The 13,842-nt window shown below is 63.7% G+C and carries 15 protein-coding genes and 2 pseudogenes; 8 read left to right on the top strand and 9 right to left on the bottom strand.

The genetic code is table 11. The features are described from left to right. The first annotated feature begins 169 nt into the window (after positions 1-169). Positions 170-1,261 carry a diguanylate cyclase gene (locus AC19YR_RS00175; protein ID WP_500596699.1) on the top strand — a complete coding sequence of 364 codons (1,092 nt, stop codon included), beginning with the start codon at positions 170-172 and terminating at the stop codon, positions 1,259-1,261. On the opposite strand, the gene AC19YR_RS00180 is transcribed toward AC19YR_RS00175, so the two are convergent. Next, positions 1,221-1,556, bottom strand: coding sequence for a DUF2025 family protein (locus AC19YR_RS00180; RefSeq protein WP_095108150.1), 336 nt, complete (start codon positions 1,554-1,556; stop codon positions 1,221-1,223). The genes AC19YR_RS00175 and AC19YR_RS00180 overlap by 41 nt on opposite strands. Positions 1,557-1,881: 325 nt before the next feature. On the opposite strand from AC19YR_RS00180, the gene AC19YR_RS00185 reads away from it, so the two are divergent. Then, entirely contained in the window at positions 1,882-3,006 is a 1,125-nt protein-coding gene (locus AC19YR_RS00185) for a glycerophosphodiester phosphodiesterase (protein WP_500596701.1), read from the top strand. After that, entirely contained in the window at positions 2,996-3,700 is a 705-nt protein-coding gene (locus AC19YR_RS00190; protein WP_500596703.1) for a helix-turn-helix transcriptional regulator, read from the top strand. Before AC19YR_RS00185 ends, AC19YR_RS00190 begins: the two co-directional genes overlap by 11 nt. Position 3,701: 1 nt before the next feature. Here the strand turns inward: AC19YR_RS00190 and AC19YR_RS00195 are convergent, their stop codons facing one another. Further along, entirely contained in the window at positions 3,702-4,589 is an 888-nt protein-coding gene (locus AC19YR_RS00195; protein WP_500596704.1) for a sterol desaturase family protein, read from the bottom strand. Positions 4,590-4,742: 153 nt separating this feature from the next. On the opposite strand from AC19YR_RS00195, the gene AC19YR_RS00200 reads away from it, so the two are divergent. After that, positions 4,743-5,048, top strand: a complete 306-nt coding sequence (locus AC19YR_RS00200) for a PepSY domain-containing protein (protein WP_095108146.1) — start codon at positions 4,743-4,745, stop codon at positions 5,046-5,048. Positions 5,049-5,210: 162 nt separating this feature from the next. Here AC19YR_RS00200 and AC19YR_RS00205 read toward each other — a convergent pair whose 3' ends face one another. Together AC19YR_RS00205 and AC19YR_RS00210 are read right to left on the bottom strand one after the other, a co-directional pair. Then, positions 5,211-5,978, bottom strand: coding sequence for a methyl-accepting chemotaxis protein (locus tag AC19YR_RS00205; protein ID WP_500596858.1), 768 nt, complete (start codon positions 5,976-5,978; stop codon positions 5,211-5,213). A gap of 165 nt (positions 5,979-6,143) precedes the next feature. Continuing rightward, positions 6,144-7,118 (bottom strand): annotated as a pseudogene (locus AC19YR_RS00210) (HAMP domain-containing protein); the annotation flags it as partial. Between AC19YR_RS00210 and AC19YR_RS00215 the strand changes: the two are divergent. Then, entirely contained in the window at positions 7,117-8,733 is a 1,617-nt protein-coding gene (locus AC19YR_RS00215) for an inorganic phosphate transporter (RefSeq protein WP_500596706.1), read from the top strand. The pseudogene AC19YR_RS00210 and the gene AC19YR_RS00215 sit on opposite strands and share 2 nt — an antisense overlap. A gap of 43 nt (positions 8,734-8,776) precedes the next feature. Here AC19YR_RS00215 and AC19YR_RS00220 read toward each other — a convergent pair whose 3' ends face one another. Further along, complete coding sequence (locus AC19YR_RS00220; protein WP_095108143.1) at positions 8,777-9,211, bottom strand: multidrug/biocide efflux PACE transporter; 435 nt, start codon at positions 9,209-9,211, stop codon at positions 8,777-8,779. A gap of 89 nt (positions 9,212-9,300) precedes the next feature. Here AC19YR_RS00220 and AC19YR_RS00225 point away from each other — a divergent pair, with 89 nt between their 5' ends. Beyond that, entirely contained in the window at positions 9,301-10,155 is an 855-nt protein-coding gene (locus tag AC19YR_RS00225; RefSeq protein ID WP_095108142.1) for a LysR family transcriptional regulator, read from the top strand. Positions 10,156-10,161: 6 nt separating this feature from the next. On the opposite strand, the gene AC19YR_RS00230 is transcribed toward AC19YR_RS00225, so the two are convergent. Beyond that, on the bottom strand, positions 10,162-10,374 hold the full coding sequence (locus AC19YR_RS00230) for a hypothetical protein (RefSeq protein ID WP_500596708.1): 213 nt from the start codon (positions 10,372-10,374) through the stop codon (positions 10,162-10,164). Between the two features lie 96 nt (positions 10,375-10,470). Between AC19YR_RS00230 and AC19YR_RS00235 the strand changes: the two are divergent. Continuing rightward, a pseudogene (locus AC19YR_RS00235) lies at positions 10,471-10,953 on the top strand (GNAT family N-acetyltransferase); the annotation flags it as partial. 59 nt (positions 10,954-11,012) lie between these two features. On the opposite strand, the gene AC19YR_RS00240 reads toward AC19YR_RS00235, so the two are convergent. From AC19YR_RS00240 to AC19YR_RS00250, 3 genes are all read right to left on the bottom strand, one after another. Then, entirely contained in the window at positions 11,013-11,354 is a 342-nt protein-coding gene (locus AC19YR_RS00240; RefSeq protein WP_095108139.1) for a hypothetical protein, read from the bottom strand. Next, complete coding sequence (locus AC19YR_RS00245; protein ID WP_095108138.1) at positions 11,338-11,613, bottom strand: prevent-host-death protein; 276 nt, start codon at positions 11,611-11,613, stop codon at positions 11,338-11,340. The genes AC19YR_RS00240 and AC19YR_RS00245 overlap by 17 nt, the downstream gene beginning before the upstream one ends. A gap of 90 nt (positions 11,614-11,703) precedes the next feature. Beyond that, complete coding sequence (locus tag AC19YR_RS00250) at positions 11,704-12,378, bottom strand: LysE family translocator (protein ID WP_500596710.1); 675 nt, start codon at positions 12,376-12,378, stop codon at positions 11,704-11,706. A 198-nt stretch (positions 12,379-12,576) separates the two neighbouring features. On the opposite strand from AC19YR_RS00250, the gene alaC reads away from it, so the two are divergent. After that, complete coding sequence (gene alaC, locus AC19YR_RS00255) at positions 12,577-13,794, top strand: alanine transaminase (protein WP_095108136.1); 1,218 nt, start codon at positions 12,577-12,579, stop codon at positions 13,792-13,794. Positions 13,795-13,842: the final 48 nt, after the last annotated feature.

Genomic DNA, 13,842 nt, shown 5'->3' on the forward strand with positions numbered 1-13,842 from the left:
TGCCAGCGTGTGCCCCTCTACCTAGCGGCATATCGCCACTAAATGGCTTGGAAGGACACTGATTATTCAGGTTGGAATAAATGACAATGCTCGCCCGTTTAATCCAATGAACGGCGAGCCGCCCCACAACACTCCAACCTGTGCAGAAAACGCTTTGGTGCAAAGACCTATGGAAAAACAACGAGGCAAGGGGCTGTCATTTGCCCGGCGCATCTACATGCCCAGGACGGTAGGCCTAGGCATCGGCAGCCTCAGTGTCGGCGCCGCGCTCTACCCGTTGCAGGTGCCTGCGTGGGTCTGGGCGCTGTTGTTGTTCCAGGGGTTTGCTTGGGCGCACCTGGCGTACCAGTTGTCGGCACGCTCGCACTTTCCCTACCAGGCCGAGCGCCGCAACCTGCTCTACGACTCCCTGAGCGGCGGTTTCTGGGTGGCGGCCATGCAGTTCAACCCGCTGCCCAGCATCACCATCCTGTCGATGATGACCATGAACAACGTTGCCGCAGGAGGCCTGCGCCTGCTCGTGCGGGGCACTGCGGCCCAGGTGGTGGGGATACTGGTGGCCTGGGGGCTACTGGGCTTGGGGTTCACCACGCAAGCCAGTTCCGCACAGGTCTACGCCTGCATCCCGATGCTGACCCTCTACCCCATCGCCCTGGGCATGGTCTGCTATCGCCTGGCGATCAAGCTGTCGGAGCACAAGCGCGCCCTCAGCGCCCTGAGCCGTACCGACAGCCTGACCGGCCTGCTCAACCACGGTTCCTGGAAAGACCTGTTGCACCTCAAGTTCCACCAGTGCCAGCAGCAAGGCTGCCACGCCACCGTCGCTCTGATCGACATCGATCACTTCAAGGCGATCAATGACCACCACGGCCATATCGTCGGCGATAGCGTATTGCGCCAATTGAGCGCCGAACTCAAGCTCAACCTGCGCGAGCATGACCTGAGCGGGCGTTACGGGGGTGACGAGTTCTGCGTGATCCTGCCCGACACCACTGACGCAGCGGCTGCCGAGGTCATGGAGCGCCTGCGCGAGGTACTCAGCCACTACCGCAATGCCGCGATGCCCGACTTACGCGTCAGCCTGAGCATCGGCCTGGCCGCTTACACCCCTGGCTTTCGCGATGCGGCGACCTGGCTCGATGCCGCGGACAAGGCGCTGTACGCCGCCAAGAGAGGGGGCCGCAACCGCATCGACATTGCCGCCCACCCCGCCCCGCCCGTCAGCCCAGGCTCGGTTGCACCAGGCTGCGCAACGCCGTGATTTGCGGGACGTCCTGGCGGCGCATGTACACGCGCAAAGGCTCGGTGATGTTGATGCGATCGTCGATGTTCTGGTCCAGCAACAGTTGAATCTGCTCGCGCTTGAGGGTCATGGTCTGGCCCTCCAGTACCTCCCAGACGAACTCGCTGGCGGGGATGATGGCGTCGTCGGCGACGTCCATGCCGAAGGAATCTTCGCTAAAGCGCACGATGTAGCGCCCGGTCTTGCGATTCAGGCCGACAAAACCGTTGAGCTGGTCGGCGGCCTGGCAGATAAGTTCGGAAGTGATACGCATGGTAAACCTCACTACGGGTCCCGCAGGACAGGTGATCGATGGTTTACACGCAGGGCAGGGCTTGGGTTTCCCTCTGACGGGGAAACTGGTGGGCGAAGATTACTGCAAAGCGCGCCACAAAGGCGCTGAAAAAACCACAAGGGCCGCTTTATGTCGGTATCGCGATAGCAGCCTGGCGCCTCAGTTGTTAAAAGAGAGACCTTGGCCAGGTGCCGGGCAGTAAAGGTGTCCTCCTGTGGAAGCGGCTTGCCAGCTCCCACGCAAAACCTGCCCCAGGCGCCCCACCAAGCCCTTTGCCATCGTTCTTCACGAGAGGACCTCGACCATGCCCGTGACCTTGCGCAAAAACACCCTGCTGCTGCCCCTGCTTCTGGGCCTATCCCATCCGGCCCACGCCACATCCGCCCCCGCCGCTCTGGCCAGCGCTGCCGGGATACCGCACCCGGCAGTCATCGCCCACCGCGGGGCGTCCTTCGATGCACCCGAATCCACCGCAGCCGCCTACCTGCTGGCCCGGGACCTGGGCGCCGATTACCTGGAACTGGACCTGCAACGCAGCAACGACGGCGTGCTGTTTGCCCTGCACGACGACAACCTGCAACGCACCACCGACGTCGCGACAAAATTCCCCGAGCGCAAGGACAGCCCCGCCAACGCCTTCACCCTGGCCGAACTGAAAACCCTGGACGCCGGCAGTTGGTTCAACACCGCCTACCCGCAGCGCGCCCGGCCGGCCTTCGTCGGCCTGCCAATCCTGACCCTGGATGAAATCATCGACATCGCTCAGGGCAACCCGGCACACACACCCGGCCTGTACATCGAAACCAAGGAACCCGCTCAATTTCCTGGGTTGGAACGCGACCTCAAGAACACGCTGCAAGCACGCGGCTGGCTCAGCCCCAGCGGCTCGACACAGGCCAAAGGCGAAGGGGCTGTCGGCCAGGGCAAGGGCCGCGTCGTATTGCAAACCTTCGACAAAAACAGCCTGGCCCTGCTGCACAAGGAAATGCCCCAGGTGCCGAAAATCCTGCTGCTGTGGGTCGGCGATGGGTACATCAAGGCCAAGTCCGAGCAGACCTTCGCCGCCAGCGGCCTCACCGACAAAGCCGCGTTCTACGCCCAACAGCAACCCCACAGCACAGCCGAGTTCCAACGCTGGGTGGACGATGCCAAGGCTTTGGGCGCCATCGGCACCGGACCTTCGGCGGCCCTCACCGGCGGCGGCGCGCAGAGCTACGCCGACCTGGTGCAGCCGTGGATGAACCAGTACAGCCACGACCAGGGCCTGCTGGTGCATGCCTACACCGTTGACGCCGCCGTGGACTTCAAGCACGTACTGGGCGCCGGCGTCGATGGCCTCTTCACCAACCGCCCCGACGCACTGCTGGAGTACCTGCAACGCCCCGCGCCCGCCAGCGCTACCAAGTTACTTGAGCGCCATGGCTACTGAAGCCGGCGAACCAACGCCGCGCACCCAATGGCGCGGCCAGTTGTGGCTGGGCCACGATTACGGCTTGATCCGCGGCGGCGTGGGGCACACCGCGCCCCATGCCCACTACGCGCACCAACTGCTCCTCGCGCCGCAAGGGCCGGTCACTGTCAGCCTCGACGGCGTCGAGCATAGCGGCCATCGCGTGTTTATCGAGGCCCTGCGCGAACACGCCATCCTCGACGCGCCCGGCATGGTGTTCGCGGTCTATGCCGAGCCCTTGTTGATCGACGCTCAGGTGCTGCAACAAGCACTACAAGGCGTGGCCCTTGAGCAAGACAGCCTGATCGCCGCCCTCGACAGCTGCCCGCGCACGCCCCTGCAAGACCCGCGCATCGAAAGGGCCTTGGAGGCGCTGGACCAACTGCTCAGCGCCAAGGTCTCGGCCACGGCGCTGGCGCGGGAGGCCCACGTCTCCCTGAGCCAATTGGAACGGCTGTTCGCCAGCCATGTCGGCCTACCGGTGCGGCGCCTGGTGTTGTGGCGGCGCCTGCGCCTGGCGCTGGCCCTGATCCTGGGCGGGCACAACATCACCCAGGCCGCCCACGGCGCCGGGTTTGCCGATTCGGCGCACTTCTCGCGCACCATGAAACGCCTGTTTGGCGTCACCGCCGGCCAGGCACTGCACGGCATAGAATTGCGCCTATTGGCTTGAATCAGTGGCGTAACGCGGCAGGCACGGGCGGCTCCTTGCCGCTGGGGCCGGGGTTGAGCGGGTCAAGTAACTGGCCCAGGTAATCGTCGGGGAAGTCCGGGCGGCTGCCGATGCCCAGGTCGCCCTGTTTGATCGCGTAATCGCGGGTGTAGAACACCGTCCCCAGCAGCCAGTCCCAGAGGTTGAAGAACAGGCCGAAATTCACATCCCCGGCGCGACCGTACTTCATGTGGTGGAAGCGATGCACCGGCGCCCAGGCAAACACCCAGCGCAGCGGCCCCAGGCGCATATCGACGTTGGAATGCTGCAACAGCAACTGGATGGCAATGGCGAACGCCAGCAAGGTCGCCACCGGCAACGGAATCCCCAGCACCAGCAACGGCAACAACCCGGCGCTGGCCTCCACGGCTTGGTGCAGCGGGTGCTTCATCAACCCGTTGAAGCCGTAGAGGCGCTGCACGCTGTGATGCACCGCGTGCAAACGCCACAGCCACGCACTCCGATGGCTGGCGTAATGGGCCAGGGTGATGCCGCAATCGGCCACCACAATCGCCAACAACAACTGCCAACCCAAGGCCCAGCCGTGGGGCCATACGCCGTCAATAGCTAGCAGCGCCACCAGTGCTGGCAATGCCAGCAGGCCGAGGGCATTGAGGGCCTCGTTGACCAGCGCATGCAGCGCATCGCGGCGCCGATCACCCTGGGCCTGATTCCAGCAGGGCTCGTAGGGCGCCCACGCCTCGGCGGCAAACGACACCGCCACGGCCAGCGCGAAAAGCGGCACCAGCCACACCAACGCCCACCCTGGCTGCACCGCCAGCCACAACGCCATACCGATAAAACCCACCGCGAACACAGGGGCATACAGCCCGCAAAACAGACGTTTCATAAGAGTCTCCATTGATCGAGACCCTACGATGCCAGGGGGTAAAACGGCGCGATTGAACAAACGGCGCAATACGCGGAAACGAAATTAAGGCTGAGTTAAGTTCGAGCCGTTAACCTGAGGCCACTTAAACGAATCAACCCAAGGAAAGCCCCCATGAAAATGTTGACCGCTCTGTTCGCCGCCACCGCCCTGACCCTGACCGCTGGCCTGGCCCAAGCCGATGTCCGTCCTGACCAAATTCCTGGCCTGCTCAAAAACAACACCATCCAAGACATGGAGCAACTCAACCAGAAAGCCCTGGCCAAACAGGCTGGGCAGATCGTTGACACCGAACTGGACCAGCGCAAAGACGGCACCTACGTCTACGAAGTGGAAGTTCTGGCCGCCGACGGTAAGAAATGGGATGTGGAATTGAACGCCAAAACCGGCGAAGTCATCCGCCACCAACAAGACCACTGATCCCCAGCCACAAAAACGCCCCATGGCCTTCAAGCCGTGGGGCGTTTTTGTGTGGCCGCTTGCACGCGGCACCTGGCACGCAGCCATCGCGGGCAGGCGCAGCGCCGCCCGGCCCTCTCCCACACGGGGCCTGCCTACACAGTTGCTGCCCCTACCAACCCATCACGCACTCAAGCGCGAGGTCAGTTCGTTGAGCTGCCCGGACAACCCATGCAGGTTGCGGCTGGCCGCTTCGGTGCGTTGCACGTTGTCCTGGTTGGTGCTGGCGATGGCAGTGATTTGGCTGAGGTTGCGCGAGATGTCCTCGGCCACCGAGGTCTGTTCTTCGGCGGCGGTGGCGATTTGGCGGTTCATGTCGCGGATCGCCTCTACCGCCGTGGTGATGCGCTCGAGCATGACCCCGGCCTGGGTCACTTGGGCGACGCTTTCTTCGCTGCGCGACTGGCCGCTTTCAATGGCGTGGGCCGCATCCACCGCGCCGCTCTGCACGGTTTGGATGATTTGGTTGATTTCCACGATCGACGCCGCCGTGCGCTGCGCCAGGCTGCGCACTTCGTCGGCGACCACCGCAAAACCGCGCCCGGCCTCGCCCGCGCGGGCGGCTTCGATGGCGGCATTGAGGGCCAGCAGGTTGGTTTGCTCGGCAATCGCGCGGATCACTTCCAGCACCTTGCCGATGCGCCCGCTGTCGCTTTCCAGTTGGCGGATCACCGTAGCGGTGTTGACGATTTCACCGCGCATCTGAGTGATGGTGGCGATGGTCTGCTGCATCACCTGCTCGCCCTGCTGGGCCGAGTGGTCGGCGTCATCCGCGGCGTGGGCGGCATCCACCGCGTGGCGCGCCACTTCCTGGGCGGTGGCGGACATTTCGGTCATGGCCGTGGCCACCTGGTCGGTGCGGTCGAATTGCTCCTGGGTGCCTTGGGCCATTTGCCCGGCGATGGCGTTGAGCTCGCCGCTGGCGCCGTCCAGGTCCACGGCATTGCGCTGCAAGCTGGCAAAGGTTTGCGCGAGGAAGTCACGCAGGGTATTGGCGGCCACCGCGAGGCGGCCCAGTTCGTCCTGGCGGTCGCTCGCCACGCGCTCGGCAAAGCGCCCCTGGCTGAGTTGGGCAACGTATTCGATCAATTGGCGGATCGGCTGCACCAGGTTGCGGTTGACCAACCACAGGCTGAACACACCGATCAGCAGGCCCGACACCAGCATCACCGCCAGCCCCAGCCACACGGTGCGGTCGGCCGCGGTGCTGATAAGCAACGACTGTGCCCCGCCCTGCTGGCGCAATTGGCTGACCAACGCGCTCATCTGCTCGCTGGTGGCGCGGTCCACACCCTTGACCGCGTGGTCCCCGGCCACCGGGTCGCCACCGGCCGCCACATAGGCATCGCGGCCCTTGCGGTAGGCCTCGCCCAGCAGGCGATGCTCTTCGCGCAGGTGTTCGAGGCGGGTCTTGAGCAGGGCGTCGGTGGCGGGCTCGCGGATCAATTGCGCGAGGATGTTCTGCACATCGCCCTGGCGATCCTCGAACTGCTTCCAGTACTTGTCCAGGTCCGCTGGCTGCTTGCCGCGCAGCAGTACGTTTTTCCATTCCTGGACCTGAATCTTGAATTGCAGGTTGGCTTCGTCGATCAGTTGCGAGGTGTGCAGCGGCCCCTCGATCAACTGGCGGTAGCTCTGCACACCATTGGACAGAAAGTGGAAACAGGCCAGGGCGATCAGCAGCATGGCCAACAGGCTGGAGCTCAGCAGCACGAGGATTTGCGCCCTCAGGGATTTGTGCACAGACATCGCATGACTCTCATGACAGGGATGAAGCAGGCCGCGCGAGCGGCAGGAATGACGCTTCGACGTCCCTGTCAAGGCCCAGCGTGAAACCAAAACAAACCGCTGGCAGAACAATGATCGGCACGCGACGCGCTTTCTTGAGGGCGACAAACGTGCGGTGTAGAGCGCTGCCAATCCGATCGATGGCGCTACCAATCGGCAAAACACTGACCTGACGCAGAGCAGCCGTAACAATTGGCAACGATCATGGCGGGCATTCCTTTTCGCCACAGGCTTGACCACCATGGCCACCCCCTCCCTCACCGCCGCCTCAGCCGCCCGCACCGAGGACGCCCGACCGCAACTGGAGAAAAAAACCAGCGCACTGACCGTCGTCGTCTTTTGCGCCGTGCTGGCCCTGGGGTTGCTGTTCACCGCCTACAGCCTGATGCACGACGTCAATCAACTGGACACCCCCGTCACCACCTGGACGCCCTTCCTGCTGCTGGGGGTGGCGCTGCTGATCGCCCTGGGCTTTGAGTTCGTCAATGGCTTCCACGACACCGCCAACGCGGTGGCCACGGTGATCTACACCCATTCCCTGCCGCCGCAAGTGGCGGTGGTGTGGTCCGGTTTTTTCAATTTCCTCGGGGTGCTGTTGTCCAGCGGCGCGGTGGCGTTCGGCATCATCGCCCTGCTGCCGGTGGAGTTGATCCTGCAAGTAGGCTCCTCATCAGGCTTTGCCATGATCTTCGCCCTGCTGATTGCCGCCATCCTGTGGAACCTGGGCACCTGGTGGCTGGGCTTGCCGGCGTCGTCGTCCCACACCCTGATCGGCTCGATCATCGGCGTCGGCATCGCCAACGCCCTGATGCACGGGCGCGACGGCACCAGCGGCGTGGATTGGGCGCAAGCGACCAAGGTTGGCTATGCCTTGTTGCTCTCGCCGTTGATCGGCTTTGCCTTTGCCGCGCTGCTGCTGTTGGCCCTGCGCGCGTTCGTGAAGAACCGCGCGTTGTACAAGGCGCCCAAGGGCAACACACCACCGCCCTGGTGGATTCGCACCATGCTGATCCTGACCTGCACCGGCGTGTCCTTCGCCCACGGCTCCAACGACGGGCAAAAAGGCATGGGCCTCATCATGTTGATCCTGGTGGGCACCTTGCCCATGGCCTATGCGCTGAACCGCACCATGCCCGCCGACCAGGCGTTGCAGTTCGCCGCCGTGGCCGAAGTGACCCAACAGGCCTTGAGCCGCCATACCCCGCAAGCCGCACCCGCCGACCCCCGGCAGGTGCTGTCCGATTACGTGCGCAGCAAGGAGGCCAGCGCGCAACTGATCCCGGCCCTGGCCGCCCTGACCGGCAATATCGGCGCCGAGGTCAAGGGTTATGGTTCGCTGTCCAAAGTCCCGGCCGAGGCCATGGGCAACGTGCGCAACGACATGTACCTGGCCAGTGAAACCATTCGCCTGATGGACAAAAAACAGGTTGGGCACTTCGATGCCGACACCCAGGACAAGCTGCAACTGTTCAAGCAGCAAATCGACAACGCCACGCGCTTCATTCCGCTGTGGGTGAAAATCGCCGTGGCCATCGCCCTGGGCCTGGGCACCATGGTCGGCTGGAAGCGCATCGTGGTGACCGTGGGCGAAAAAATCGGCAAGACCCACCTCACCTACGCCCAGGGCGCCTCGGCGGAAACCGTGGCCATGCTGACCATCGGCGCCGCCGATATGTTCGGCTTGCCGGTGTCCACCACCCACGTGTTGTCCTCGGGCGTGGCCGGGACCATGGTCGCCAACGGTGCCGGCCTGCAGATGCGCACCATCCGCAACCTACTGATGGCGTGGGTACTGACCCTGCCGGCCGCGATCCTGTTGTCGGGGAGTTTGTATTGGCTGTTTACCCAGTTTTTTTGAGGCAGGCACCGTAACCCCTGTAGCAAGCGGGCCCGCTTGCTACTTACTGCGCGGTGTGGGCGGGTACGAACCGCTCACGCACCAGGTCATACACCCAGTGGTAGACATAGGTGTAGGGCAGAAAGAACAACAACACGCCCATATCCAGGATCAACGCTTGCAGCAGGCTGATGTCCAGCCACCAGGCAATCAGCGGCACGCCCACCGCCACCAGCCCCCCCTCGAACAGCAGCGCATGCACCACCCGGGTGCCAGCACTTTTGCGCAGGTTCCAGCGCTTGAGCACGCGCTCGAATAGACCGTTGAAGATCACGTTCCAGATCAGTGCCAGCACGCTGATGGCCAGGGTCGCCACGCCCATGTCGAGCATCGGTTTGTCCATCAGCCAGGCCAGCAGCGGCGTACACAGGGCCAAGGCCAGCAGCTCGAAACCCAAGGCTTGCAGGCAACGTTCGGTAAGGGATTTTTGCGGGCTCATGGTCGGCCTCCAGAGGTGAATGTGGTTGCGATCATCCACGCCCATACCGATACTTCATAATCAATAACCATCGATCAAGGCGATAGTTCATGGCCTCACAAGAAGTGCTGCAAGCCTTTGTCCTGGCCGCCAGCGAAGGCTCGTTTTCCGCGGCGGCGCGAAAACTCGGCAAGAGCCAATCGACCATCAGCGCCGCCGTCGCCAGCCTGGAAATCGACCTGAACCTGGTGCTCTTCGACCGCAGCAGCCGCAAGCCGCGCCTGACTCCCGCCGGCCATGTGCTGTTGCAACGAGCCGAGGACATCCTGGCCGCCACCAGCCGCCTGCACATCAGCGCCGGGCAATTGGCCCAGGGGCTGGAGGCCAAGCTCACGGTGGCGATTTCCGACACCTACCAGTCCGACCGCTTCGAGCGTTCGTTGATTGATTTCGAGCAGCGCTACCCGGACCTGGAACTCGAATGCCTGATCGCCGAATGCGACGACTTGATCGCCCTGGTACAACGTGGCCGCGCTCACATTGCCTTCGCCGAGTTGCAACCGGCGTACCCGCCCGACCTGGTCAGCGCCACCGTGGACGAGTGCACCGAAATCGCCCTGTTCGTCAGCCCCCGCCATGCCCTGGCCAGCGCCTCACACATCGACCAGGACAGCCTGCGCCAGCACCGCGAGCTGCGCCTGGCCACCATCGTCAACCCCTATGAAACCCGCGCCGGGGGCCGCGTGTGGTCGGCGCCCAGTTACCTGATGCTGCTGGAGATGGCCCAACGCGGGTTCGGCTGGGCGCCGCTGCCACGCTGGTTGGTGACGCGCTGGGGCAATGGCGAATTGGTGGAGCTCACCGTGCGCGGCTGGCCACGCCCGGTGGCGGTCGATGCGCTGTGGTCGCGCCTGCACCCACCAGGCCCGGCGGGCAGTTGGTTGCTGGAAAAAATGCTGGCCTGAGCCGCACTACAACTGAGCGAGTGGGCGCGCGATGAACTGGCGCTGCGCGAGGATCGCCTCGACCAACACCAGCCCCGCCGCCGGCCCCTCGCAGCGCGCCACGGCCACCGCGCGGTTGAGTTCGATCACCGGTGACGGCTGTCTGCGCAGCAGCACCTCATACAGCGCGGCAATCTGCGGCCAGTCCGTGTCCTCGGCCCGGGGTACATCGTCATGCACGCCTGCCAGTGCGCGCGGTAGACAGGCGCTGAAAAAAAATAATCGCCTGCGCGAAACTCGCTAGACTTCGCGGCTCACTCGCCCCAAGGACTCGCGATGACTGCCCGACTCGTCCCCTACGAACACCTCGACGCCCTGCAACGCCAGCAAGTGCAAGCCATTGAGGTCCATCCCGAGCAAATCCCCTTCAGCGGCGACATCCACGGCGCCCTGCACAGCCTGCTGTCCAAACCCGGCCCCGGGGTCAAGGGCTTCGCCCTGCTGGCCGATGACGTGCCGGTGGCGTTCCTGCTGCTCAAGCGCCCGCCCGCCTTACCGGCCTGGGCCGACGAACACAGCGCCACCCTGCACGCCCTGCAAGTCGACCGCCGCGCCCAGGGCCGCGGCCATGGCAGCGCCTGCCTGCGCGCCCTGCCTGCCGCCGCACGCCAGGCCTGGCCCCAGATCCGCGCGCTGGAATTGTCGGTGGACGCCACCAACAACGCCGCCATCGCCCTCTACAGCAAGCACGGCTGGGTCGATAGCGGCGAGGCGTACAAAGGCCGCATCGGTTATGAGCGGCGGATGGGGTGGGTGTATGCCGACGCGCCCCACGAAAAAGGGTTGCCCTCTGGCAACCCTTTAGTGAGCCTTGCAGATCAGAGCAGCAGACAGTAATCGATCAACTGTTGCTCAACGCTCTGGCGTTGCCCCAACACCAACGCCACGACCACCAAGCCTTCACTGGGATAAATTTCATACAGCACACGCTGGCCCATGGGCAGGTATTCGTGGAAGTGGGTGACCCCCAGGGAAACGGCCTGCTGGCACAGGCTGTAGGTATGGGCTTGGGTGGCGAGAGTGGAGACAATCTGGCGCACCAGTTCATCCACCCATTGCGCGGCCTTTTGCGCGCCACATTGGCCCGTGAGGTAGTGCTCCAACAACATCACGCCATGCTCGGCCGCCGTCGCGAACTGGACGTTATAGGTCTTGGGCATCGTCATTTTCTTGCAGCAACTGACGCCGTTGGGCGAGGCGTTCGAGCAAAGTGTCGCCGCTTATCAACTTGCCTTGCTCTTTGTCGCGCGAGGCGAAGGAAAGCAGCTTAAGCAGGGCGATGGCTTCATCCCTGCGCTTGCGCGCCTCGTAAGACTCGATCACATAGGCCGGTACGCCGTTCTGGGTCACCAGCATGGGTTCGGACAAATCCAGAGAGGCAGCGTTTTTCTTCACAAAACTGATGGTTTCAACTCGCATGGGAATGCGTCCTCGGCACACGGCCTACCAGTGCTCAACAAGGCCTCAATTTAGACCACAAAAAGACCAGGCACAACAACACGTCCGTTTTCAACCGTGCCCCACCCCCTGGGCGGCCTCGAAAGAGGCGGCTTCGCCAACAAACTCATTGTACCCGGAAACGATCACGTACACCGCGAAATAGCAGAAGATCGCCGCAGAAGCCAGGTAGGAGTAGCGCAATAGCTTGTCCCCCAGCAGCTTGCCGCCCTGGGTGGCGGCCAGGCACAAACCGGCGCTCCACAGCAGCCCGGCGCTGAAGAAACCGCCGAGGAACAGGCCCGCGCTGGCCAGGCTGCCGCCACCCGAGCGGGCGATCAGGGTGCCACCCACGGCGGCGAACCAGAGGATCGCGCTGGGCGAGGACATGGCCAGGAACATGCCGCGAAAGAACTCGCGGCGATGGGAGCCGGCGGGCACTTGAGCGGTTTGGGCCAGTGCCGCTTCGTGGTGGATGGCGGCATGGATCATCTTCGCCGCGAAGTACAGCAACAGCAGCGAACCACCGACCCACAGCACCCAGCGCACCGTTTCGTACTGCAGCAACACGCTCATGCCGGCCAGGGCCAGCACGGCATAAATCAAATCGCCAAAACAGGTGCCCAGGCCCAGGGCAAAGCCCTGGAAATAGCCGCGCTGCATGGCCAGGGTAATCATCGCGATATTGGCCACGCCAATGTCCAGGCACAGGGAAAGGCTGAGCAAAAAGCCGCTGGTAAATTCCATGGTCGATTCCAGAAAAACGGTGGCATTGGCGCCGGAACTGGCCGGCAATGTGCCCAATCAGGGCGAAAACAGCCACCAAAATATTTGCCGGCCCACTCTGGACAATTGGCCATCATCGCCCTTATCGTGCCGCCCAGGCCACCGCAGTGGCCAACGTCGCTCGGACGGTTCCGGGCGCTTACGTACTTCGAGGCAACAATGGCCGAACCAGGTTCGCCGCGCCGCTTTGCGCGCATAGATCGACTCCCCCCTTACGTGTTCAACATCACTGCCGAGCTGAAGATGGCCGCCCGTCGTCGTGGCGAAGACATCATCGACTTCAGCATGGGCAACCCCGACGGCCCGACGCCGCCCCACATCGTGGAAAAACTGGTGACCGTCGCCCAGCGCGAAGACACCCACGGCTACTCCACGTCCAAGGGCATCCCGCGCCTGCGCCGGGCGATTGCCAACTGGTACAAGGAGCGCTACGAGGTCGATATCGACCCGGAAAGCGAAGCCATCGTCACCATCGGTTCCAAGGAAGGCCTGGCGCACTTGATGCTGGCCACCCTGGACCAGGGCGACACCGTGCTGGTGCCCAACCCCAGCTACCCGATCCACATCTACGGCGCGGTGATCGCCGGGGCCCAGGTGCGCTCCGTGCCGCTGGTGCCAGGGGTGGACTTTTTCGCCGAGCTGGAACGGGCCATTCGCGGCTCGATCCCCAAGCCGAAAATGATGATCCTGGGCTTTCCGTCCAACCCTACCGCGCAGTGCGTGGAACTGGATTTCTTCGAGCGCGTGGTGGCCCTTGCCAAGCAGTACGACGTACTGGTGGTGCATGACCTGGCCTACGCCGACATCGTCTACGACGGCTGGAAAGCCCCGTCGATCATGCAAGTGCCGGGGGCCAAGGACATCGCCGTGGAATTTTTCACCCTGTCCAAGAGCTACAACATGGCGGGTTGGCGCGTGGGCTTCATGGTCGGCAACCCGGAACTGGTCAACGCCCTGGCGCGGATCAAGAGCTACCACGACTACGGCACCTTCACCCCGCTGCAAGTGGCGGCCATCGCCGCGCTCGAAGGCGACCAGCAGTGCGTCAAGGACATCGCCGAGCAGTACCGCCAGCGCCGCAACGTGCTAGTAAAAGGCCTACATGAACTGGGCTGGATGGTAGAAAACCCGAAAGCCTCGATGTACGTCTGGGCCAAGATCCCCGAAGCCTACGCCCACCTGGGTTCGCTGGAGTTCGCCAAGAAACTGCTGGCCGAGGCCAAGGTGTGCGTCTCGCCGGGGGTGGGTTTTGGCGAGTACGGCGACGATCATGTGCGCTTTGCCCTGATCGAAAACCAGGACCGCATCCGCCAGGCAGTACGCGGCATCCGGGCGATGCTGCGCGCCGATGGGCTGGTGCACAAAGCCAACGGCTGACCCAGGGCGACAATGGGGAGCCGGGCCGGGCCCGGTTCCCCCAACAGC

It is taken from the genome of Pseudomonas sp. MF08817, assembly GCF_059862705.1.